Consider the following 21,318-nt stretch of genomic DNA (forward strand, 5'->3'; position numbering starts at 1 on the left):
GTTTGCAAACCGGCACCAAGATCTCTGCAATTGCGCATGTAACGCTGGTTAGTTGGGCGTTTATCGGCGGCGTGTTTGATTCTGAACCTTTGCCTTTTGAGGTTCAGGAAGTCTCGGTTATTTCGGCTGAGGATTTTGCAGCGCTGAGCACGCCAATAGTGGCTCCTGAAGTGGTGGATCAACCGTCAGACTTACAAGCGCCAGAGGTGCCTGCCGAAGAAGCGGCTTTGCCAACCCCAAGTGAACCCGAGCCAGAACAGCAACGCCCCGATCCAGTAACACCACCTGAACCTGATCCAATTCCGGAACCCGTGATCGAAACACCAGTGCCGGAACCGGATGTACCGGTGTCGACACCATCGTTGGCTGTGCCTGAACCAGATGTGCAGATTTTGCCCATATCACCGGCGATCCGGCCTAAGCCGCGTCCGGTAGAGCGTGTGGCACCGCAGCCTGTTGCTGCTCCCCCACCAGATGTGGCCCCAGACGAGGTTGAAAAACCAGCTGTCGTCGCGGGCGAGACGGGTGAGATAAAGCAAGAGGAACAAGAAGCGACGGCCCCGGAAGAGGCGACAGATCAAATTGTACCGGATGCGGAAGAAACCGCGAACGTTGCCCCAACACGGTCTGTCCGTCCGCAAGCCCGTCGTCCTGCGCGCCCAAAACCTGAGGAACCGACACAGCAGGCCTCAACGCCGTCGTCAGGTGCGGCACAACAGGATGCGGTTAACAGCGCCCTTGCCGAGGCGTTGGCGGGTGAACCAGAACCATCTGGCCCGCCGTTGACCAGCGGGGAAAAGGATGACCTGCGAATCGCGGTTTCGAGTTGCTGGAATGTGGGGTCCCTTTCCACCGAGGCTTTGGGAACTACTGTTGTCGTTGGCGTGTCCATGTCGCGTGAAGGCAAACCCGATATCGGCTCAATTCAGTTGCTGGACAGTTCCGGCGGTTCTACGGCGGCGGCGAACCAGGCTTTTGGCGCAGCGCGACGGGCGATTATTCGCTGTGGGGCAAAAGGATTTAATTTGCCGGCCGAAAAATACGGCCAGTGGCGTAACATCGAAATGACATTCAATCCCGAGAGGATGCGGATAAAATGATGAGACTAGTGCTTGGCCTTGTTGTGGGCGTGATGATGATTGGACAGGTTGCACAGGCTCAGAATCAGCCACTGCGACTTGAGATTACCGAAGGTGTGATCGAACCGTTGCCTTTTGCAGTTCCGAATTTCGTGCCAGCCAATGCTGCGGCGGCGGAGTTGTCGTCAGACTTAGCGCGCGTGGTCGCGGCTGATCTGATTGGCACCGGTCTTTTCCGTGAAATCCCATCCAGCGCATATATTAGCCAGATCACCGACTTTGGGGCCCCGGTTCAGTTTGCGGATTGGAAGGCGATCAACGCACAGGCCTTGGTTACCGGATCAATCAGTGTTTCTGGCAATCGCGTCACGGTTGGTTTTCGGGTCTGGGATGTCTTTTCAGACAAGGAAATGAAGCCTGGGTTGCAGTTTTCTGGCACGAAAGAAGGTTGGCGTCGCATGGCGCACAAGGTTGCAGATGCGGTCTATAGTCGGATCACGGGCGAAGGCGGGTATTTTGACAGTCGCGTTGTGTTTGTCTCGGAATCTGGCCCCAAAAACCAAAGGCGCAAACGTTTGGCGATCATGGATTATGACGGGGCCAATGTTCAGTACCTGACCGACAGTTCGGCAATCGTTCTTGCGCCGCGGTTCTCGCCAACTGGTGATCGCGTGCTCTACACCAGTTACGAGAGCGGGTTCCCGCGCATTTATGTGTTGGACGTAGGTAAGGTTCAGCGTCGGGTTTTGGAAAGCCAAGAAGGCACGATGAGCTTCGCGCCCCGCTTTTCACCTGATGGGCAGAAAGTGGTCTATTCGCTATCTCAGGGGGGGAATACCGATCTCTACCTGATGACAATCAGCAATGGGCAGAGCAAGCGCTTGACGTCAACGCCTTCGATTGAAACCGCGCCCAGCTTTTCGCCTGATGGCAGCCAGATTGTATTTGAAAGTGACCGATCAGGCAGTCCGCAAATTTACGTGATGGCAACCAGTGGCGGCGAAGCAAAACGCATCAGCTTTGGGAATGGGCGTTATGGGACGCCCGTTTGGTCCCCACGTGGGGACATGATTGCCTTCACCAAGCAAAACAAGGGCCGCTTTCATATTGGTGTGATGCGGGCGAATGGCAGTGAAGAACGGCTTTTGACCGCCTCTTTTCTGGACGAAGGTCCAACGTGGTCGCCAAATGGGCGTGTGATCATGTTCATGCGGGAAACGCAGGGCGCGTCTGGGCGGTCTTCGCTCTATTCAGTCGATATTTCTGGGCGCAATTTGCGTCCGGTGCAAACACCGGACGGAGGCAGCGACCCAGCATGGTCACCGTTGCAAAAGTGACTTTGCAATATCATACCCTAGCGCACGTTCACATGCGCAGGGGGCTGTGATAAAACGAGACAAGACCAATAATCAAAGCGCGAGGCATTCGAAATGAATTTAGTGAGCAAGCTCATAGCGGGTTGCGCCTTGATGGCGTTGGCTGCTTGCAACAATCCAACAGACGGCACGGATGGTGGCCCGATTGATCCTAACGCCGGAACGACATCTCCGGGGTTGATTGGGGATCAAACGTCACCGTCTTATTTTCAGCAGGCGATTGGGGATCGGGTTCTCTTCACTGTCGATCAGTCCACAATCAACAGTGAAGCACAGTCAATTTTGCAAGCGCAGGCCAATTGGTTGCTCGCCAATACGGATTACAACGCGACCATCGAAGGTCACGCCGACGAACAAGGCACGCGGGAATACAACTTAGCATTGGGTGCGCGACGGGCGAATGCAGCACGCGAGTTTTTGATCTCCAAGGGTATTGCCGGGAGTCGTCTCAAAACCGTGAGCTATGGCAAAGAACGCCCGATTGAAATTTGCAGCGAAGAAAGCTGTTATGCGAAAAACCGGCGCGCGGTCACTGTGCTGCTGGGCGGCTTGGCGGGGTAAGGCAATGCACATGATGGCACGGGTAATGGCTGCGACAACGGCGGTCGTGGTTCTGATGGCTGGGAGCGTTTCCGCCCAATCCCAGCAAACGCTTGGCGATATCCGACAAGAACTGACCGTGCTGCATGTTGAAATTCAGCGTCTCAAGCGGGAACTTTCGACAACCGGCGCCCCGTCGCAAAATTTGTCGGGAAGCTCGGTGCTGGACCGTGTTGCGACGATTGAGGCTGAACTGCAGCGTTTGACACGGCAAACCGAACAGCTCGACTATCGGGTTAATCGTATCGTCAAAGATGGGACCAATCGGATTGGTGATTTGGAATTCCGTCTTGTCGAGCTTGAGGGCGGGGATGTGAGCCAGTTGGGCGAAACGTCAACTCTTGGGGGTGATAGTGCCGCTGCAAACCCGGAACCGGTTACTCCGGCTCAACCCGAAGCGGAAAGCGAACTGGCCGTCGGCGAAAAGGCGGAGTTTGAAGTCGCCACACGCGCCCTGAGTGACAAAGAGTTTGACCAAGCGGCGAAGTTGTTTGGCCAGTTTAACGCCAGTTATCCCGGCAGCCCGCTGGCTTCGGCAGCGCATTTGAATCGCGGTAAGGCGTTGGATGGGTTGGGTGATACCCGTGAAGCCGCCCGCGCATATCTTGCCAGCTTTACGGGAAATTCCACTGGACCGGTTGCGCCACAGGCTCTGTTTGAACTTGGTGCCGCATTGGGGCGTTTGGGTCAATTCAGTCAGGCCTGTGTCACGCTGAGCGAGGTTTCGGTCCGCTTTCCTGTGTCTGATGCCGTGAAAGACGCCCAAGCGGAAATGACCAAGCTCGGCTGTTCCTAATCTCGTGACAAATCACCTTGTCTCGCACGTCCGGTCACAATTTGAACCTGACCCTCCAACGCGAATTGGCGTCGCAGTTTCTGGGGGAGGGGATTCAGTAGCCCTACTACACTTGCTATGTCACGCTTTTGAGCGCGATGAGGTCTCGATCCATGCTGTAACGGTGGATCACGGGCTGCGACCAGAAGCCGTGCAAGAAGCCCAAGAGGTTGCTAGGCTTGCGGCCCGGTTGGGGGTGTCACACGACATATTGCGATGGGAGCGCTGGGATGGGCAGGGCAACCTGCAAGATCAGGCCAGGCGTGCGCGCTATGATTTGATGCAGCAGTGGGCCATGGACAAGGGCCTCAAGACCATTGCCCTTGGACACACTGCGGACGACCAAGCAGAAACTGTGTTAATGCGTCTGGCCCGTGGCGCGGGTGTCAGCGGTCTTAGTGCGATGTCTACCACGCGCTCTTTGGGGGATGTGGTGCTGGTCCGCCCCATGCTTGCGATTTCCCGTGCGGATTTACGGCATTACCTTGAGACACTGAAGGAGAGTTGGACCGAGGACCCATCGAATCAAGACCTGCGGTTTGATCGTATCAAGGTGCGCCAAGCGTTGGAGGTTTTGGAACCTTTGGGGGTGACGCAGGCTTCGTTGTCGATGGTTGCGCGCAATATGGAGCAGGCTCGGGAGGCCCTGAATTGGCATGTCCACGATATAGCCAAACGGGTTGTGCAGTTTGACGGAGGCGACATCGTAATTCCTCGCGCCGATTTTCTTGCACTGCCATATGAAACGCGGCGTCGATTGTTGGTCGGGGCGGTGAATTGGATCACTGCGTCAGAGTATGGCCCGCGTCGGGCTGCCGTTGAACATGTGCTGACTGCGCTGGGCCAAGGGTCCACGGGGTCGCTCGGCGGCTGTCATGTTCTGAAGCAAGGCGACAATCTTAGGATTTGCCGGGAGTACAATGCAGTGCGGGATCTCAAGACCAAATTGCCAGAGATTTGGGATCACCGGTGGCAGATAATAGGCCCGACGCGTGTCGAAGGCGAAGTGCGTGCCCTGGGCGAGGCCGGATTGCAGGAATGTGATGACTGGCGCGCCACTGGTCGTCCAAGAGCGGCGTTGCTGGCAACGCCTGCTGTTTGGGCAGGAGCTCGCCTCATTGCTGCGCCTTTGGCCAGAGAAGAGGAAAAATGGCAGGCAAAATTGGAAATTGGGCAAGAAGGTTTCCTCGGATCGCTTTTATCGCATTGAACCTGCCTCAAAGCTCTCTATTTTAGTTGTCTAGTCGGCCATTTCCCAAAAGGCCGAAAGATTAGGAGAGTTTCCTTGGGCAACGCACGCAATATCGCCTTCTGGGTCGTACTGTTTTTGCTGATTCTTGCTCTGTTCAACTTGTTCAGTGGCTCCGGTGGAGCCCTGCAGAGCCAAGAGCGGACGTATTCCGATTTTGTCAGCTCGGTTGAAGCAGGCGATGTCAGCCAAGTCACATTGGATGGCGAGCAGATTCGGTTCCAGGCCAACGGTCAGGATTATGTGACCATTAAACCCGGCGATGCCGAAGTGACCGCCTTGTTGATCGACAAGAATATTCCGGTCCGCGCTGAAAAGCAGCAGCAGTCAGGTTTTCAGTCCTTCTTGATCACATTGCTGCCGTTTGTGCTGCTGATTGGTGTCTGGGTTTATTTCATGAACCGGATGCAGGGTGGTGGCAAAGGCGGAGCGATGGGCTTTGGCAAATCCAAAGCCAAGATGCTGACGGAAAAGCATGGCCGCGTGACCTTTGATGATGTCGCGGGCATCGACGAAGCCAAAGAAGAGTTGGAAGAGATCGTAGAGTTCTTGCGCAACCCTCAGAAGTATAGCCGCCTTGGTGGTAAAATTCCGAAGGGTGCTTTGCTGGTGGGCCCTCCGGGTACCGGTAAGACACTTCTGGCACGGGCGATTGCCGGTGAAGCAGGTGTGCCGTTCTTTACCATTTCCGGTTCTGATTTCGTTGAAATGTTTGTCGGTGTTGGTGCATCGCGTGTTCGTGACATGTTCGAACAGGCGAAAAAGAACGCTCCTTGTATTGTCTTTATCGATGAAATCGACGCCGTCGGTCGCCATCGTGGCGCCGGTTACGGCGGGGGTAACGATGAACGCGAACAGACCCTGAACCAGCTTTTGGTTGAAATGGACGGCTTTGAAGCGAACGAAGGCGTGATTATTCTGGCCGCGACCAACCGGAAAGACGTGTTGGATCCGGCGCTGCTGCGTCCGGGCCGGTTTGACCGTCAGGTGACCGTTGGCAACCCAGACATCAAAGGGCGTGAAAAAATCTTGGGCGTCCATGCGCGCAAGACACCATTGGGTCCTGATGTTGATCTGCGGATCATCGCACGTGGTACACCGGGGTTCTCTGGGGCGGATCTGGCAAATCTGGTTAATGAGGCCGCACTGATGGCCGCGCGCGTTGGCCGTCGGTTCGTCACGATGGAAGATTTCGAAAACGCCAAAGACAAGGTCATGATGGGGGCGGAACGACGCTCTATGGTTCTGACACAGGATCAGAAAGAGAAGACCGCATATCATGAAGCGGGCCATGCGGTGGTTGGTATGGAACTGCCCGAGTGTGACCCCGTCTATAAGGCAACAATCATTCCGCGCGGTGGTGCATTGGGCATGGTTGTGTCGCTGCCTGAAATCGATCGCTTGAACTGGCACCGGTCTGAATGTGAGCAAAAGCTGGCCATGACCATGGCGGGTAAAGCGGCTGAGATCATAAAATACGGTGCGGATCACGTATCCAACGGCCCAGCTGGTGATATTCAGCAGGCCAGCGGATTGGCGCGTGCAATGGTGCTGCGCTGGGGTATGTCAGACAAAGTCGGTAACATAGACTATGCCGAAGCTCATGAGGGTTACAGCGGCAGTACAGGCGGGTTCTCTGTTTCGGCCAACACCAAAGAGTTGATCGAAGAAGAGGTGAAGCGGTTTGTCCAGAATGGCTATGATAAGGCCTTTCAAATCCTGACCGACAAACATGAAGAGTGGGAACGTCTGGCGCAAGGTTTGCTGGAGTACGAAACTCTGACTGGTGAAGAAATCGGTCGTGTGATGAAGGGAGAGGCCCCGAATGCAGGCGACGACGATGATGAGAATTCGGATGAAGGGAACGCACCAAGCGTAACGGCCATTCCGAAAACCAAACCCAAATCCCCGCCGACGGATGGGGAAATGGCGCCAGAACCCAACACTTGAAATTAAAATGTGAAACCCGGGGATTTGAAATCTCCGGGTTTTTTCTATCTGAGAACTCTGTTTCATTGTAAAAGCCAGATGAGCTCGCCATTGGAATGCGATGCTCATTCTTGGGTTATGGAAAACCAAAACGGGGGGTGTGGGGATGCCGGTTCTCAAAGAGACAGATTTCGCGGGCGAGGTTGTCTGGCTTGGGCATGCCCCGGCTGGGGGTTCTATGCAGTCTCAGCCAGTTGATCGATTGAGCCTTGGTTTTTCTGGGGTGGCCGGAGAACGGCACGAAGGAACGCAGCGGGCTTCGTGTGTGCGAGTGCGCAATCTGTATCCCGAAGGCACTGAAATCCGAAATGTTCGCCAGCTTAGTATTCTTTGCGACGAAGAACTGCAGGGAACTGCAACTGAGATGGGGTTGCAACGTTTGGATCCCGGGCTTGTCGGGGCGTCGATTGTTTTGCGTGGCATTCCGGATTTTACGCATATTCCGCCGGGGTCTCGTTTGCAGGGGCCGTCAGGATTGACCGTCACAATCGACATGGAAAACCGGCCATGCGTGATGCCCGGACGCGAGATCGAAGGGGAAAATCCGGGCTTTGGCGCGTCCTATAAACCGGCGGCCAAGAATCGAAGAGGGGTCACCGCCTGGATCGAATGTCCCGGAGGACTTGCTGTTGGAGAGCGGATGAGATTGTTTGTTCCTGATCAGCGCGCTTGGAGCCCGTAAGGTAAACTTTGAATCGGTGTACGCCGTTTCATGGCTTGAAAATGTCGGAATTCAAACGCTGTTGGCCTGTATGCAACGGTATGGATCGAACAGCGCAGGCGTTGACTCGCCTGCAGGCTGGGACATTTATCAGGGATCGCACCCATGAGCTATAAATCCGATATCGAAATCGCCCGTGAGGCGAACAAGAAACCAATTCAGGAAATCGGCGCCAAAATCGGCATCGAGTCTGCTGATTTGCTGCCCTATGGCCACGACAAGGCCAAGGTGAGCCAAGAGTTCATCAATTCGGTTCAGGGCCGCGAAGACGGCAAACTGATTCTGGTGACAGCCATCAACCCGACACCTGCGGGCGAAGGCAAAACCACTACGACCGTTGGTCTGGGCGATGGCCTGAACCGTATCGGCAAAAACGCGATGATCTGTATTCGCGAAGCGTCGCTTGGCCCGAATTTCGGTATGAAGGGTGGCGCGGCCGGGGGCGGTTACGCTCAGGTTGTTCCAATGGAAGAGATGAACCTGCACTTTACAGGTGACTTCCACGCGATCACATCCGCGCATTCGCTGCTGTCTGCGATGATCGACAACCACATCTATTGGGGCAATGCCTGTGAAATCGATGTGCGTCGTGTGGCATGGCGTCGTGTGGTCGACATGAACGACCGCGCTCTGCGTCAGATCACAGCGTCTTTGGGTGGCGTTTCCAACGGTTTCCCACGTGAAACCGGCTTTGACATCACCGTGGCTTCCGAAGTTATGGCGATCCTATGCCTGTCCAACGATCTGAAAGATCTGGAAAAGCGTCTGGGTGACATCATCGTGGCTTATCGCCGCGACAAGACCCCAGTTTACTGTCGCGACATCAAAGCCGAAGGCGCGATGACTGTTCTGCTTAAGGACGCGATGCAGCCAAACCTGGTGCAGACTCTGGAAAACAACCCAGCGTTTGTCCACGGCGGTCCATTCGCCAACATCGCACACGGTTGTAACTCGGTTATCGCAACCAAAACTGCGCTGAAGGTGGCTGACTATGTCGTGACCGAAGCAGGTTTTGGTGCCGATCTGGGTGCTGAGAAGTTCATGAACATCAAATGCCGCAAGGCAGGCATCGCACCGTCCGCGGTTGTGTTGGTTGCGACTGTGCGTGCGATGAAGATGAACGGCGGCGTTGCCAAGGCTGATCTGGGTGCGGAAAACGTTGATGCTGTGAACAACGGATGTGCCAATTTGGGTCGTCACATCGAGAACATCAAATCGTTTGGTGTGCCGGTTGTTGTGGCCATCAACCACTTTGTCACCGACACCGACGCTGAAGTGCAGGCGGTTAAGGACTATGCAGAGACACATGGTGTCGAAGCGGTTCTGTCGCGTCACTGGGAACTGGGTTCGGAAGGTTCTGCGCCTTTGGCCGAGAAAGTTGTCGAAATCGTTGAAAACGGTTCCGCAAACTTCGCACCGATCTATCCTGATGACATGCCGTTGTTCGAAAAGATCGAAACCATTGCTAAGCGTATCTATCGTGCCGACGAAGTTCTCGCCGACAACAAGATCCGCAATCAGTTGAAGGAATGGGAAGCCGCCGGTTACGGTAACCTTCCTGTTTGCATGGCGAAAACGCAGTATTCGTTCTCGACTGATCCGACCCTGCGCGGCGCGCCGGTTGGTCATTCGGTTCCAGTACGCGAAGTCCGCTTGTCCGCTGGTGCCGGTTTCATCGTAGCAGTCTGCGGCGAAATCATGACCATGCCGGGTCTGCCGCGCAAACCAGCTGCCGAAACGATCGGCCTGAATGACGCAGGCGAAATCGAAGGCTTGTTCTAAGCGACAAAATGAGATTTCTGCGGCCCGGAACCTTCCGGGCCGCAGGAGATTTAGAATGCCCTCTTTGATACCTCCCCAATCGTGTGGCTCGATGCAGGACTTGCGGGTCGAAATCGACAAGTTGGATCAGCATTTGATCGAACTGTTGGTGACCCGGTCTGGATACATCGATCGCGCCGCCGAACTGAAGCCAGGGGAGGCATTGCCGGCTCGTATCCCGGCCCGTGTAGAAGAGGTGGTTCAGAACGTCCGCGCCAAGGCCCAAGCGACGGGGATGGACCCTGATCTGGCAGAGCGGCTCTGGCGCATCCTGATAGATTGGTCGATTGCCCGCGAAGAGCGGGTTCTCGGCACCGAATGAAAGGGTGGCCCATGCGGGCAGCACTGATCGATGGTAAGGCCATTGGCGCAAACATGCGGGCCGAAGTGGCCCGAGATGCCGCACAGCTGGCAGAGCAGGGATGGCAACCCCGTCTGGTTTCGCTCAGCGTCGGCGACACGGCCGCTGCGGAGCTCTATGTCCGCAACCAGCAACGCAGCGCGGAAAGTGCAGGCGTTGAGTTTGAGGCCCGAAATTACCCTTCTGAAACCTCGCTTGAGCAGCTGACGGGTATCTTGCAGGGCTTGAACGCAGATCCGCGGGTCAATGGGATCATTATCCAGCGTCCTCTGCCGGACCATATTCCAGTCAAGGTGCTGCAAAAGCTCGTGCACCCGCTCAAGGATGTCGAAGGTATGCACCCGGCCTCCATCGGCAATATTGTCTATAACGATCTAGGGCTGGGGCCCTGTACGGCTGTGGCAGCTGTTGAGATCCTCAAAACCCTGCCGTTGACGATGGAGGGGCTGAACGTGACTGTGATTGGGCACTCTGAAATCGTTGGCAAACCAATTGCGTTTTTGGCTATGGGTCTGGGCGCGACAGTTACCGTGTGTCACCATATGACGCGCTCGGTCGCGATGCACTCGCGCGCCGCGGATGCGGTGTTTGTGGCGGTGGGTAAACCGGGTCTGGTAACCGGAGATATGTTGAAACCGGGTGCGGCGTTGATTGATATTGGTATTAACCGGATCGAAACGCCAGACGGGCCGAAAACCGTGGGTGACGCTGATTTTGACAGTTGCGCCGAAGTGGCGGGCTGGATCACACCTGTGCCGGGCGGTGTTGGGCCGGTCACGGTGGCGACGTTGATGAAGAACGCCGTTTTGGCGACACGGATGCAGATGGAACATTACCGGGATTCTTATGCCCGGACCGATTTCTGAGAAAGGAAACTGACAATGGTAGCGCAGGTTATCGACGGAAAGGCCTTTGCGGCCAATGTGCGCGGGCAGGTTGGCGCGCATGTTGCGAAACTGAAAGAAGAGCAGGGCATCACGCCAGGCCTCGCAGTGGTGTTGGTGGGCGAAGATCCGGCCAGCCAGGTTTATGTCCGCTCCAAGGGGAAAATGACCGTCGAGGTCGGCATGAACTCGTATGAGCACAAACTGGACGTGGACACCGCCGAAGACGTGCTGTTGGCGTTGATCGATAAGCTAAACAACGACCCCGCTGTGCATGGCATTCTGGTACAGCTTCCGTTGCCCAAGCATCTGAATGAGGATCTGGTGATCAATTCGATCGACCCTGCCAAGGATGTCGATGGGTTCCACATTTCTAACGTGGGCCTGCTCGGCACGGGTCAAAAGTCCATGGTTCCGTGCACACCGCTGGGATGTTTGATGATGCTGCGGGATCATCATGGTTCGCTGTCCGGGTTGAACGCCGTTGTGGTAGGGCGCTCAAACATCGTGGGCAAACCTATGGCACAGCTGCTTTTGGGGGATAGCTGCACCGTGACCATCGCGCATTCTCGCACCAAGGACCTGCCTGATGTTGTTCGGGCCGCTGATATTGTCGTTGCTGCGGTTGGTCGCCCTGAAATGGTGCCGGGCGATTGGATCAAAGAGGGCGCAACTGTCATTGACGTAGGCATCAACCGGATTGATGCCCCCGAAAAGGGTGAAGGCAAAACCCGTCTGGTCGGAGACGTCCATTACGAAAGCGCCGCTGCAGTCGCTGGAGCGATCACACCCGTTCCCGGCGGTGTCGGGCCGATGACTATTGCCTGCCTGCTGGCAAACACGCTGACAGCATGCTGTCGCGCGAACGGATTGGCTGAACCAGAAGGGCTGACCGCCTAATTCTAAGAAACTGGAACGCCGCACCATGTTGTGCGGCGTTATATGTTATTTTTGTGATAGAACGCGCCTGAAATTCCTGTGCTTGTTTATCAGATTCGCAAATGGAGCCTTTTAGTTGGGAAAGGGGAAGTTTGCTAAAATTTTCCACCTACTGACTCGCGCTGCGTGGTCTAACAGGTGCCCTAACGATTGAAGTTTAAAGGTCTGGACCTTTAAGGGTTGGTTGATTTTAAAGGGTAAATCAAAAAGAAAATCGATTTCAATCAATCTAGGGTATTGTTAGCTTTTTTAAGGCTCCGGATAAATTGTCAAGTTTACGTTGAATTAAAGCCCTGATATTTGACTTGCTCAGGAAAGAGGCGCCAACAGGTGTCCAAATTACTTAAAACTAGTGCCTTTTGTTCATGTCTCTATCGATGAAAACCCTGTTATCCTCGTCTATCCTGCGAATATTGGTTCCGGGTCTCGCATTTGTTGTTTTGTTGGCCAATCAGGCTGCTCCCTTTGCAGAAGAAGAAGCGTCATTCGGTCTCAGGCTTGTGTTCTGGCTATTGGTCATTGGGGGGGCTGGAAGCTTAACACGATTAGCGCAAGCCCTGATACAGAGGCATTGCAATAGCTTGGATCAGTTGGCGCAGGATGCGTTGGTTGTCGCGCTTATCACTTGTTTTTTGATCCCGTTTTTGTGGGTGATTGGGTGGCTCTTCCTTTTTTCTGTGGATGAAGGCGGACCGGGATTGCTCCAAATTGCGCAATGGGCCGGTCTATTTGCAACGGGTTTGCTAGTCTTGCGTCGCTGCTTTCCGGCCGAAAAGGCCCCGTCACCCACAACAAAGCTTCAGCAGAGACCACGGCTTGTTCGCAGGCTACCTCAGAATTTGGATGCTCAAATCTTACGTCTAACGGTGCGGGATCACTGTGTGGATGTGGTCACCAGCGCCGGAACGCACACAATTCGATCCCGCTTTGTAGACGCAATACAAGAGATGGAGCCGATAGAAGGCCATTGTACCCATCGATCACATTGGGTGACGCAGGCTGCAATCGAAAGTATCGAACGTCATGCGGGGAAAATTCAGATCCGGTTGATTAACGGCGATCTGGTCCCGGTTAGTAGAAAATACAAACCCGATTTGGAAAAGGCAGGGCTGCTCTAACGTGGCATCGGGATCGGCAGAGCTTTGGGTCCGGTGAGGATGGCAACGGCATCTTTGAGCATCAAGTATCTCAGAACCGTGCTTTGGCTGCTCAGGCCGCCGGTATAGCGACCGTATGCAGGGAGGATAAGCCGGTCTTGGTCCAACAAAAAGGCAGGGCGCGTGATGCGTTGTCCACGGGTTTTTAGGTGGGCCTTGGGGTGATAGTGCCCCGATATTTCGTTGCGCGCGGTTTGTCGCGCAATGTGGCGAAAGATCAGCCTCTCTATTTGCAGGTCGATCAGGTGGGTGCCGCCAAGTTCCACCGGACCCGGGTCATGATTACCTTCGATCCAGATCCATTTACGCCCGGCTTGCAATGATGTGATCCAAAGGCGCTCTTGTTTTGGAATGGTATGTGCAGCCTGTAGATCATCAAAGCTATCTCCCAGACAAACCACGACGTCTGCTTGCGTGCGCTCCAAATCATCTGCAAGGCGGCCAAGTGTATCTTGCGAGTCGTAGGGAGGTAGGGTTGTCCCGGCGCGTCTGGCGATGCGCTCGGACTTACCGAGATGTAGGTCCGACACACATAATAACTTTTGCTCCGGCCACCAAAGAGCGCCCGTTGCAAGGGCGACCAACGAGGTTTGAGCAAAGGAAAATGAAAACCCATTCATGGTTCGTTCTGTACTGGTGTCAGCCATTGGATGCAATTTGAGACAATCCGGATTCCTCCAGCAATCTAGCGCTTTCTGCTGCCAACAGTTTTTCCTCGGCTGTGCCCTTGATTGGAACCTTCCCCATTTCCAGAAAAAGAGGGGCGGCAAGCGGTGTGACCTGATCTAGCCTTAGCAAATCAATGCGGGTGCCAACCCTCGAGATCATGTCTTCGATCCTGCTGAAATCGACCAAGCCACGCATTGTTTCGGTTCGTGTAATTCTTAGCATGAGGTGGTCAGGATCGTATTTTTGAAGAGTGTCATACAGGATGTCAGACGAAAAGGTCGCCTGACGCCCGCTCTTGCGTGCGGTTGTTGTGTTCCTCTCAATCAATCCTGCAATTGTGGCCGCACTTCTAAACGTGCGCTTCATCACCGCGTTTCCAGCAAGCCAGCCCTCTAGTCCATCACGCAAAGCGGTTAAATCAAGTAGGGGATGTGCGTCTGTCACTTGATCTAGGCCCCAGATCAAGGTGGCATAGTCGGTTGCGACAAACCCAAGGGGGTGGAGGCCTAGTTCTTCCATCCGTTTGCTCAGCAATAACCCCAGTGTTTGTTGTGCGTTTCGCCCGGCAAACCCATAGATGCAGATGTGTTCGCGGTTGTCTTTGGGAAAGCTTTCGATCAACAGGCGGCCGCGTTGGGGCAGTCGAGAGATGTCCCGTTGTAGGTTCAACCAGTCTGCCGTGTGGCCGGGAAGTTGTGGCCAGTCTGGCTGGGCCAGTAGGTTCAGGATACGTTCGCTCAACTGCGTGGATGTCGCGAACTTTGTGCCCATAAAGGTGGCGATTTTTGGTTTTTTGTCGGCGCGACGGGTCACTTCAACCGTCATCTCGCGCAGCCCTTCATACCTGACGATCTGCCCGCCAATCAGAAAGGTGTCGCCCGGCGTCAAAGACGCGGCAAAACTTTCTTCGATTTCTCCCAGCGGTTTCCCACCACGGCTGCGCTTTAGTCGTACTTTCAGGGTGTCGGTGTCTTGAATAGTCCCCAGGTTCATCCGGATTTTTTGTGTGGCGCGCGGGTCGCGCAATTGCCAGCGTCCGTCGGCGCACTGTTGGAGCCGTTGCCATTTATCATAGACCTTAAGGGCGTATCCTCCGGTGGCACAAAAATCGAGACAGGCGTCGAAATCAGACCGGCAAAGTGCCGCGTAGGGGCCGGCCGATGACATTTCCGTATATAGCGCGTCTGCCTCAAACGGACCGGCTGCTGCGGCGACGAGAATGTGTTGGCAAAGCACGTCAAGGGGGCCGTCGCCGCGTGGTTCACCGTCTAGGGTGTGGGCCTTAATTGCCTCTAGTGCGGCGACGCATTCTATCACCTCAAACCTGTTGGCAGGTACCAACAGGGCCTTGGAGGGGACATTGTATTGGTGGTTCGCGCGTCCAATCCGCTGCACCAGACGTTTGACATTTTTGGGGGCTCCGATCTGTATCACCAGATCGACGTCTCCCCAATCGATGCCTAGATCAAGGCTGCCGGTACATACAATGGCGCGCAGGTCGCCGCGCACCATCGCGGCTTCGACCCGTTCTCGTTGCTGGCGATCAAGCGAGCCGTGATGGATGCCGATTGCGAGCGAGTCTTCGTTTGCAAGCCAGAGATTGTGAAAATAGATTTCAGCCTGCGCGCGGGTGTTGTGAAATATGAGTGTCGTTTTGTGTTGGCGGATTTGATCCAATACTGCAGGAATAGAGTATTTTGCGCCACCTCCGGCCCAGGGTGGTAGCTCTTGGGTTTCCAGCATGGAGATGTCTGGATCCGGACCGGGATCGGCATGCAAGATGGAACAGGGGGTCGGGTGACAGGCCAGAAAACGCGCGATGGCTTGGGGATCTTCGACAGTTGCAGATAAGCCAACGCGCCGCAATTCTGGGCAGAGAGACTGTAATCTCGCAAGGGCCAACATCAGTTGATCGCCACGTTTGCTTTCCGAAAGCGCATGAATTTCATCAACGATCACGCGTTGTAGCCCCTGAAACATTCGTGGCGCATCTTCGTAGGAGGTTAGCAGCGCAAGGCTTTCGGGGGTTGTTAGCAGGATGTGCGGCGGATCAACACGTTGGCGTCGCTTTTGGGTTGCCGAAGTGTCGCCGGTGCGATCTTCGATCCGAATGGGAAGGCCGATCTCGTCAACGGGAGTGCGTAAATTGCGTTTAATGTCCGCCGCCAGCGCCTTGAGGGGCGAGACATAAAGTGTGTGCAGCCCTGCATGATTTCCCTCTGCGAGCTCAGCAAGTGTTGGAAGGAATCCAGCCATCGTTTTGCCGCCCCCGGTTGGGGCGATCAATAGCGTTGCAGGGTCGCCAGCGCGCGCCATCATGTCTTGTTGGTGCGGGTGGATTGCCCATCCTTTGGTCTCAAACCACGTTGCGATAGAGGGGGGAAGTGTGTGCATGAACTGACCCTACTCTTGTCTCACAAGCAGGCCAAGAGACGCAAATGAGGTCTAGGTCATCGGCGTTTTCGGGGTTCCAAAGTTCGGATCAGATCTTGAACCGCTTTGGGCAAAGCGGTGTCGGCGTGTGCCGGGGCTGCGTCCAGAGCGCTGGAAACATCTTTGATCAAAATGCCGATGGTATTGTCTTCGCTTAGCCCATCCCGGGAAAATTCGATATCTTCGAAACCTGACGCGAACCAGTTCTGCCCCGAGCTGGTGTGGATCAAGTCTAAAAGTTTGCGCTCGTCCAGGCCAGCACCATCGGCCCAATCCAGCACCAACCGCGTCAACGCTGTGTTAGAGGCGGCCAGAAGGTTGTTCAGAACCTTTGCCTGCATGCCTGCACCATAGGCCCCCATGCGATGAAAATGTGCACCCATTGCATTGAACAGAGGCTGAGCGGCATCCAGATCCGCATCAGCGCCGCCTAGCATAAACGAAAGACGGGCTTCCTTGGCGGCGATCTGCGCGCCTGACATTGGGGCATCGATAAGGGTGATGGTCTTTGAAACGCGTTCTCTCAAATCCAAAACATAACGGGGAGATAGGGTGGAAGACACAATAATGCGTTTAAGATGTGGTGCAGTAATGAGGTTTTGCTGCCCGAATAGAACGTCTTCGGTTTGTGAAATATCACGTACGACCGTGATGAGCGTTTCTAAGTTTGATGCGAAACCAAGAGGGTCCTGAGTGACCTGCGCATGCAAATTTGCAAAATCAGGCGCAGATCTAACATCAAAACCTGTGGCACGAATTCCTGCGCGTACGAGGGATTCCAGCATTGGAGCCCCCATGCGACCGCATCCTGCAACACCGATCATTTTACGATAGTCTCGTCTTTGACAAACATATTGGCCCAAGCCCGGTCAATGAGGTCCGGTGTCATTTGGTAGGGGATACCTTCAAATTCGCAAATCGCAATCATCTGGTCGATGAGGAACACGGGTTGATAGTTGGCATAGATGTTGTCGATTGTCGGATATTTCTTCTTGAGCAGGTGAATCAGAGAAGGTTCGTCCAGGGGCATTCCTTTTTTCCGAGCTACGAGGGCAAAGATCTTTAGGAAATTTTCCTGATTGGGACCGTCAATTTTGATTTTAAAGAAGATCCTTCGCAAAGCGGCTTGGTCAAAAATCTCGTTCGGGTGGAAGTTGGTCGAAAAGATCACCAAAGTGTCAAACGGGACTTCGAACTTTTCGCCTGATTGCAGGCCAAGGATATCCTTGCTCTCTTCCAACGGAACGATCCATCGGTTGATCAGGGCCTGCGGGGATTCAGCCTGACGACCAAGGTCATCCACGATAAAGATGCCACCGGTCGCTTTTAACTGAAGCGGGGCCTGATAGGTTCGTGCAGTTGGGTTATAGACAAGATCGAGCATCGAAAGGGATAGTTCACCGCCGGTAACCACAGTCGGGCGCTCGCAACAGACGTACCGTGCATCAAACCGTTTGCGTCGACGCAACTGGGTTGGGTCGTCGGGTTCTTGCTCAATGGCCGTATGTACAATTGGGTCATAGACGGTGATGACCTGACCTGAATATTCAATTGCGCGCGGTACATAAACTTTGTCGCCCAATGCATCGCGAATGCCGTTTGAAATGGACGATTTCCCATTTCCGGGTGGGCCATACATCAGGATAGAGCGCCCGGCGCTTACCGCGGGGCCTAAATGATCGAGCAAACTATCGGGGAGGACGAGGTGTCCCATAGCGTTGAGCAATTGGTGGCGGCTGACTTGGATGTTGCGAATTGATTGGCGTTTTACCTGTTCGCGGTAGACATCGAGCGGGACTGGCATTGCGCCAAAATACTCTGACTGGGCCAAGGCATCCAATGCGCGGGCTTTGCCGGTGTCTGTAAGCTGATACCCCATCTCGTTGCCGCTGTTGGCATTCAGGGTTCCGGTTGCTTCTAACAGTTTTTGATCTCGCGCCATATCGACGAGCTCTTGTGTGACGGTTAAAGGCAAGCTGATGGCTTCGCTGATTTCGCTGACCATGTTGGTGTTCTTGCGGAAAATCGTCTTCAACAGGATGTCGCGCATCATAACAAAGGGCAGCTGCATCTCTGACAACGTGGTCGGAGAGGGAGGGGCACTCACTGTAGGCGTTTGCATATTCATTTTTGAAACCCGTCGGTTGCGGTCACCACGATTCTACGGGCGAGCCCCGTATGATCCCGATTTTGGCGGCGCAATGTGGCAGTACAAGGGCACCGCTTTGGCAGCACCAAGATCGATTAACTGCCGAATTGTGTGCCAAGAATTAGGTACAATGCCAGGCTGCCGCCGAGGCTGAGACCCATTGGGAATTTCCAGCCCATGTCCCAGCTTTTCCAGCCGGGTGCGATTTGGCGTAGTGGGGTGTATTTGACCAGACGATGGGTCACAAAGGCAGCCAGCAGGTTTGCGGCAAACAAAGCCAAGAGTACGCGCAAATCCGCGATCATAATATAAGGTGCAGCGGCGGCTGCGAATTTGGCGTCGCCAGCACCAATTGCACCACCTGCATTCAGCAAAACCCCCAGCACAAGCACGATGATCATCTGGGCAAGCTGCCAGCCATAAACCGGCAGGGGGAACAGAAACGGGCCAACCACGATAAAGACCAACGCCAGCGCCATCACAGCCTGATTTGTAATGCGCATTTCGCGCAGATCTGTGAACGCAACGTAGAAACAGATTGGCAAAACAAAGGGGAGAAACCACAGGGCAACGTGAGCCGGGATTTCCATCAGTTAACTGTTCTCAAGCGCACGCAACGAACGAACGGCTTCTTCGAAATGTTGCGGATGTGTTGCGATGGCTTCGCGCAAAAGACCTTTGCCTGTTGTGATGTCACCTTGTTTGATCGCTGAAAGCGCCAGCGTATGGAGCAGCTGCGCGCGCTCTGCTTGGTCCATTGGGATAACGGGCAGGGTGTAGTTGCGTTGTGCGCTACGGGCCAAGATCAGGTTGTTCTTAGCTGTGAACAGTGTTTGATCTTGGCGGATGGCATCGCCAAACAGTCGCTCTGCTTCGGCGTAATCTCCACGGGTTAGCTTGGAGTAGCCCCAGTTGTTCATGACGCCAGCAGGGCGGGTGGTGAGCCCAATGGCGGTTTCATAAAATGTGTCGGCGCGTTTCCATTCACGATTGGCATCAGCGACCATCGCTTCGAGCCTGTAGCGTTTAAAGGTTTCGTGAAGTGGGGGGACGGAATCCAGTGTTTTTTCGGCGCGTTCCCAATCACCACTACGGATCAACGCATCAGCAAGGTCAACCGAGTCATCCGGTGTCGCATCGTCCATTTTGACGACTTTGGACCAGGCTGCAACGGCTTCAGTGGTCCGCTTGGAGCGGATGAGAGACTTTGCGAGGCCGCGCTGTAGGTCGGTGCGGTTGGGATTGTCGCGTATAGCTTTCTGGAAATAGGAAACCGCTTCGTTGGGGTCCGCAACGGTTAACATCACATCATTCAGGTTGGTTTCATCAACAACGTTGACGTCCTGAAACGCTCGCTCAACCGTTTCGTCTGCCTTTTTGGCGCAGGCTGACAAAGCCAATCCGCCAAGCAAAACTGCTGGAATCAAGATTGTGTGGCGCATTATTGCGTCCTTTTACTGCTCTTGCCTCGATCATGGTGTCTTACGGATTAGGAATTCACCATTACCCCGTTGCACCAATTTATAATCTTCTTGTTGTTCAACAGTATTAGCAGGTTTTTCTGTTTTTGCGAGTGCTATCCGTAAATTGTCTCGGATTGAGTCACTTTGGCCATCATCCAGGGCATAAGCCTTGCGAAAGACTTGTGTTGCCTCAGCAACATTGCCCTGTTCCATCAGCAAAACCCCAAGATTGTTCCAGGCCTCGGGCCAGTCTGGGGCTTCGACAACGGCGCGGCGCAGCAATGTTTCGGCTTGACCCAAACGACCCAAACCAAGATTGGCAGTGCCCAGCCCGGTCAAGATCTCAGTGGTCAACCCTTCATCCAAAGCGGCGCGCGTGAACGCATCAATCGCAAGGTCGTATTCCCCAGCAGCCATCAGGCGTTGACCGACCTCGACACCGCCGACGGCGCTTTTGGTATGGTCTATGCCCGGTGCGAATGGGCTGTCAGGCAGGGGCGGCTGTGATGTCGAATTACAAGAGGCCACCGCTGCCGCAGCAACGATGGCCAATAGTGTTCGGGTAAACGGTGCGTGGTTCATCACACCTGTATTTTTCATTTTATCAGTTGCTCATATTACCAAGGTCCGCGATGCCTTTTGCTGAGGGTCCGATCAGGATGATCAGCAATGGCGGAACCGTCAGCATCATTGTGGCAAGGGTCATTTTGGTTGGCAACTTGTTTGCGGCCTCTTCTGCGCGCATCACGCGTTTGTCACGCATTTCCCCGGCATACACTCGCAGCGCTTCAGCAATCGAGGTACCAAAGGCTGCTGATTGGATCATCACCGTAACAAATGAGGCAACATCGGTCACGCCACTGCGTATGCCCATGTCGCGCAGAACTTTATCTTTGTCTTTACCCGCTTTCATTTCGTGCGAAACAACTTCGAATTCATCCGCAAGATCAGGGTAAGAGGCGCGGAGCTCTTTCGCGACCCGGATAATCGCTTGATCCAAGGATTGTCCGGCTTCCACGCAAACCAGCATCATGTCCAGTGAATCTGGAAAGCCTGCGGTAATCGCCTCTTTGCGTTCTTCGACCCGGCGTGTGACCCAATACTTGGGCAACATATATCCAGCGCCACCTGGGCCTAAAACGCGAATGAGTTGAGCTTGCGTGTCAAATTCCTGATCAGCAGCGATAACGGTGACGTAAATAACGCCTAAGATTAGCCCGGTGATCCCCAGCGCAAACTGGGCAAAGTGAAAGAAACGCACCGAATCTTTCGATTGATACCCGGCCTGACGCAGCTTGAGCTCCATGGCAGACAGCTCTTCAGCATCTTGGGGCTCTAGGAACGTCGCAAACTTCTGAAGTTGTTCATTCCGTCCGCCCTGACGCAATTTTTCTTTCTGGGGGGCGGTTCTCGTTTTTTGATTTATGTCTCGCTTGAATTTCTTAAGCGGATCCTCTGGCTGTTTGAGCATCAAAGGGATTGCCATCAAGATCATAAACAGGCCCAGAACGCCGACTACGATGATGGGACCGAATTCACCCAACTGACCTGTCAAGAAATCATTGATTTGATTCAGGATGTCCATCGAACCCT

At 54.4% G+C, this 21,318-nt stretch carries 20 protein-coding genes; 12 read left to right on the plus strand and 8 right to left on the minus strand.

All coding sequences use genetic code 11. From position 1 onward, the window contains the following. Positions 1–2: 2 nt before the first annotated feature. From tolA to ABWV33_RS00685, 12 genes are all read left to right on the plus strand, one after another. A complete protein-coding gene (gene tolA / locus ABWV33_RS00630; protein WP_121999468.1) occupies positions 3–1,100 on the plus strand; it encodes a cell envelope integrity protein TolA in 1,098 nt (365 codons plus the stop codon). Next, positions 1,097–2,416 carry a Tol-Pal system beta propeller repeat protein TolB gene (gene tolB, locus ABWV33_RS00635; RefSeq protein WP_174217222.1) on the plus strand — a complete coding sequence of 440 codons (1,320 nt, stop codon included), beginning with the start codon at positions 1,097–1,099 and terminating at the stop codon, positions 2,414–2,416. Before tolA ends, tolB begins: the two co-directional genes overlap by 4 nt. A gap of 93 nt (positions 2,417–2,509) precedes the next feature. Further along, the gene (gene pal, locus ABWV33_RS00640; protein ID WP_113821822.1) at positions 2,510–3,016 is read left to right on the plus strand and encodes a peptidoglycan-associated lipoprotein Pal; all 507 of its coding nucleotides are present in this window, start codon (positions 2,510–2,512) and stop codon (positions 3,014–3,016) included. Between the two features lie 13 nt (positions 3,017–3,029). After that, positions 3,030–3,851: a tol-pal system protein YbgF gene (gene ybgF / locus ABWV33_RS00645; protein WP_353329220.1), complete on the plus strand. Its 822-nt coding sequence runs from the start codon at positions 3,030–3,032 to the stop codon at positions 3,849–3,851. A 4-nt stretch (positions 3,852–3,855) separates the two neighbouring features. Further along, positions 3,856–5,100, plus strand: a complete 1,245-nt coding sequence (tilS, locus tag ABWV33_RS00650) for a tRNA lysidine(34) synthetase TilS (RefSeq protein ID WP_353328596.1) — start codon at positions 3,856–3,858, stop codon at positions 5,098–5,100. A gap of 75 nt (positions 5,101–5,175) precedes the next feature. Further along, on the plus strand, positions 5,176–7,089 hold the full coding sequence (gene ftsH, locus ABWV33_RS00655) for an ATP-dependent zinc metalloprotease FtsH (RefSeq protein ID WP_113821819.1): 1,914 nt from the start codon (positions 5,176–5,178) through the stop codon (positions 7,087–7,089). 145 nt (positions 7,090–7,234) lie between these two features. Continuing rightward, entirely contained in the window at positions 7,235–7,810 is a 576-nt protein-coding gene (locus tag ABWV33_RS00660; RefSeq protein WP_353328598.1) for an MOSC domain-containing protein, read from the plus strand. Between the two features lie 144 nt (positions 7,811–7,954). Beyond that, positions 7,955–9,631, plus strand: a complete 1,677-nt coding sequence (locus tag ABWV33_RS00665) for a formate--tetrahydrofolate ligase (RefSeq protein WP_121999474.1) — start codon at positions 7,955–7,957, stop codon at positions 9,629–9,631. A gap of 55 nt (positions 9,632–9,686) precedes the next feature. Next, on the plus strand, positions 9,687–9,992 hold the full coding sequence (locus ABWV33_RS00670) for a chorismate mutase (RefSeq protein ID WP_113821817.1): 306 nt from the start codon (positions 9,687–9,689) through the stop codon (positions 9,990–9,992). 11 nt (positions 9,993–10,003) lie between these two features. After that, positions 10,004–10,897 carry a bifunctional 5,10-methylenetetrahydrofolate dehydrogenase/5,10-methenyltetrahydrofolate cyclohydrolase gene (locus tag ABWV33_RS00675; protein ID WP_113821816.1) on the plus strand — a complete coding sequence of 298 codons (894 nt, stop codon included), beginning with the start codon at positions 10,004–10,006 and terminating at the stop codon, positions 10,895–10,897. 15 nt (positions 10,898–10,912) lie between these two features. After that, on the plus strand, positions 10,913–11,815 hold the full coding sequence (gene folD / locus ABWV33_RS00680) for a bifunctional methylenetetrahydrofolate dehydrogenase/methenyltetrahydrofolate cyclohydrolase FolD (protein WP_121999475.1): 903 nt from the start codon (positions 10,913–10,915) through the stop codon (positions 11,813–11,815). 416 nt (positions 11,816–12,231) lie between these two features. Further along, positions 12,232–12,972 (plus strand): LytTR family DNA-binding domain-containing protein, encoded by a 741-nt coding sequence (locus ABWV33_RS00685; protein ID WP_353328601.1) that lies wholly within the window; start codon positions 12,232–12,234, stop codon positions 12,970–12,972. On the opposite strand, the gene pdeM is transcribed toward ABWV33_RS00685, so the two are convergent. The 8 genes from pdeM to ABWV33_RS00725 all read right to left on the minus strand — a co-directional run bounded on the left by pdeM (position 12,969) and on the right by ABWV33_RS00725 (position 21,310). Next, a complete protein-coding gene (gene pdeM, locus ABWV33_RS00690) occupies positions 12,969–13,631 on the minus strand; it encodes a ligase-associated DNA damage response endonuclease PdeM (protein ID WP_353329221.1) in 663 nt (220 codons plus the stop codon). The genes ABWV33_RS00685 and pdeM overlap by 4 nt on opposite strands. A 19-nt stretch (positions 13,632–13,650) precedes the next feature. Beyond that, complete coding sequence (locus ABWV33_RS00695) at positions 13,651–16,074, minus strand: ligase-associated DNA damage response DEXH box helicase (RefSeq protein ID WP_353328603.1); 2,424 nt, start codon at positions 16,072–16,074, stop codon at positions 13,651–13,653. Between the two features lie 56 nt (positions 16,075–16,130). Further along, the gene (locus tag ABWV33_RS00700) at positions 16,131–16,937 is read right to left on the minus strand and encodes an NAD(P)-dependent oxidoreductase (RefSeq protein ID WP_353328604.1); all 807 of its coding nucleotides are present in this window, start codon (positions 16,935–16,937) and stop codon (positions 16,131–16,133) included. After that, positions 16,934–18,241, minus strand: a complete 1,308-nt coding sequence (locus ABWV33_RS00705) for a DUF8689 domain-containing protein (RefSeq protein ID WP_164620146.1) — start codon at positions 18,239–18,241, stop codon at positions 16,934–16,936. Before ABWV33_RS00705 ends, ABWV33_RS00700 begins: the two co-directional genes overlap by 4 nt. 116 nt (positions 18,242–18,357) lie before the next feature. Next, positions 18,358–18,852: a prepilin peptidase gene (locus ABWV33_RS00710; protein ID WP_113821810.1), complete on the minus strand. Its 495-nt coding sequence runs from the start codon at positions 18,850–18,852 to the stop codon at positions 18,358–18,360. 3 nt (positions 18,853–18,855) lie between these two features. Beyond that, complete coding sequence (locus ABWV33_RS00715; RefSeq protein WP_353328606.1) at positions 18,856–19,704, minus strand: tetratricopeptide repeat protein; 849 nt, start codon at positions 19,702–19,704, stop codon at positions 18,856–18,858. A 30-nt stretch (positions 19,705–19,734) separates the two neighbouring features. Continuing rightward, positions 19,735–20,325: a tetratricopeptide repeat protein gene (locus ABWV33_RS00720; RefSeq protein WP_353328608.1), complete on the minus strand. Its 591-nt coding sequence runs from the start codon at positions 20,323–20,325 to the stop codon at positions 19,735–19,737. A gap of 4 nt (positions 20,326–20,329) precedes the next feature. Continuing rightward, positions 20,330–21,310 (minus strand): type II secretion system F family protein, encoded by a 981-nt coding sequence (locus ABWV33_RS00725; RefSeq protein WP_113821807.1) that lies wholly within the window; start codon positions 21,308–21,310, stop codon positions 20,330–20,332. Between the last annotated feature and the right edge of the window lie 8 nt (positions 21,311–21,318).

The organism is Phaeobacter sp. NW0010-22, from assembly GCF_040365955.1.
Taxonomy (GTDB): Bacteria; Pseudomonadota; Alphaproteobacteria; order Rhodobacterales; family Rhodobacteraceae; genus OMPR01.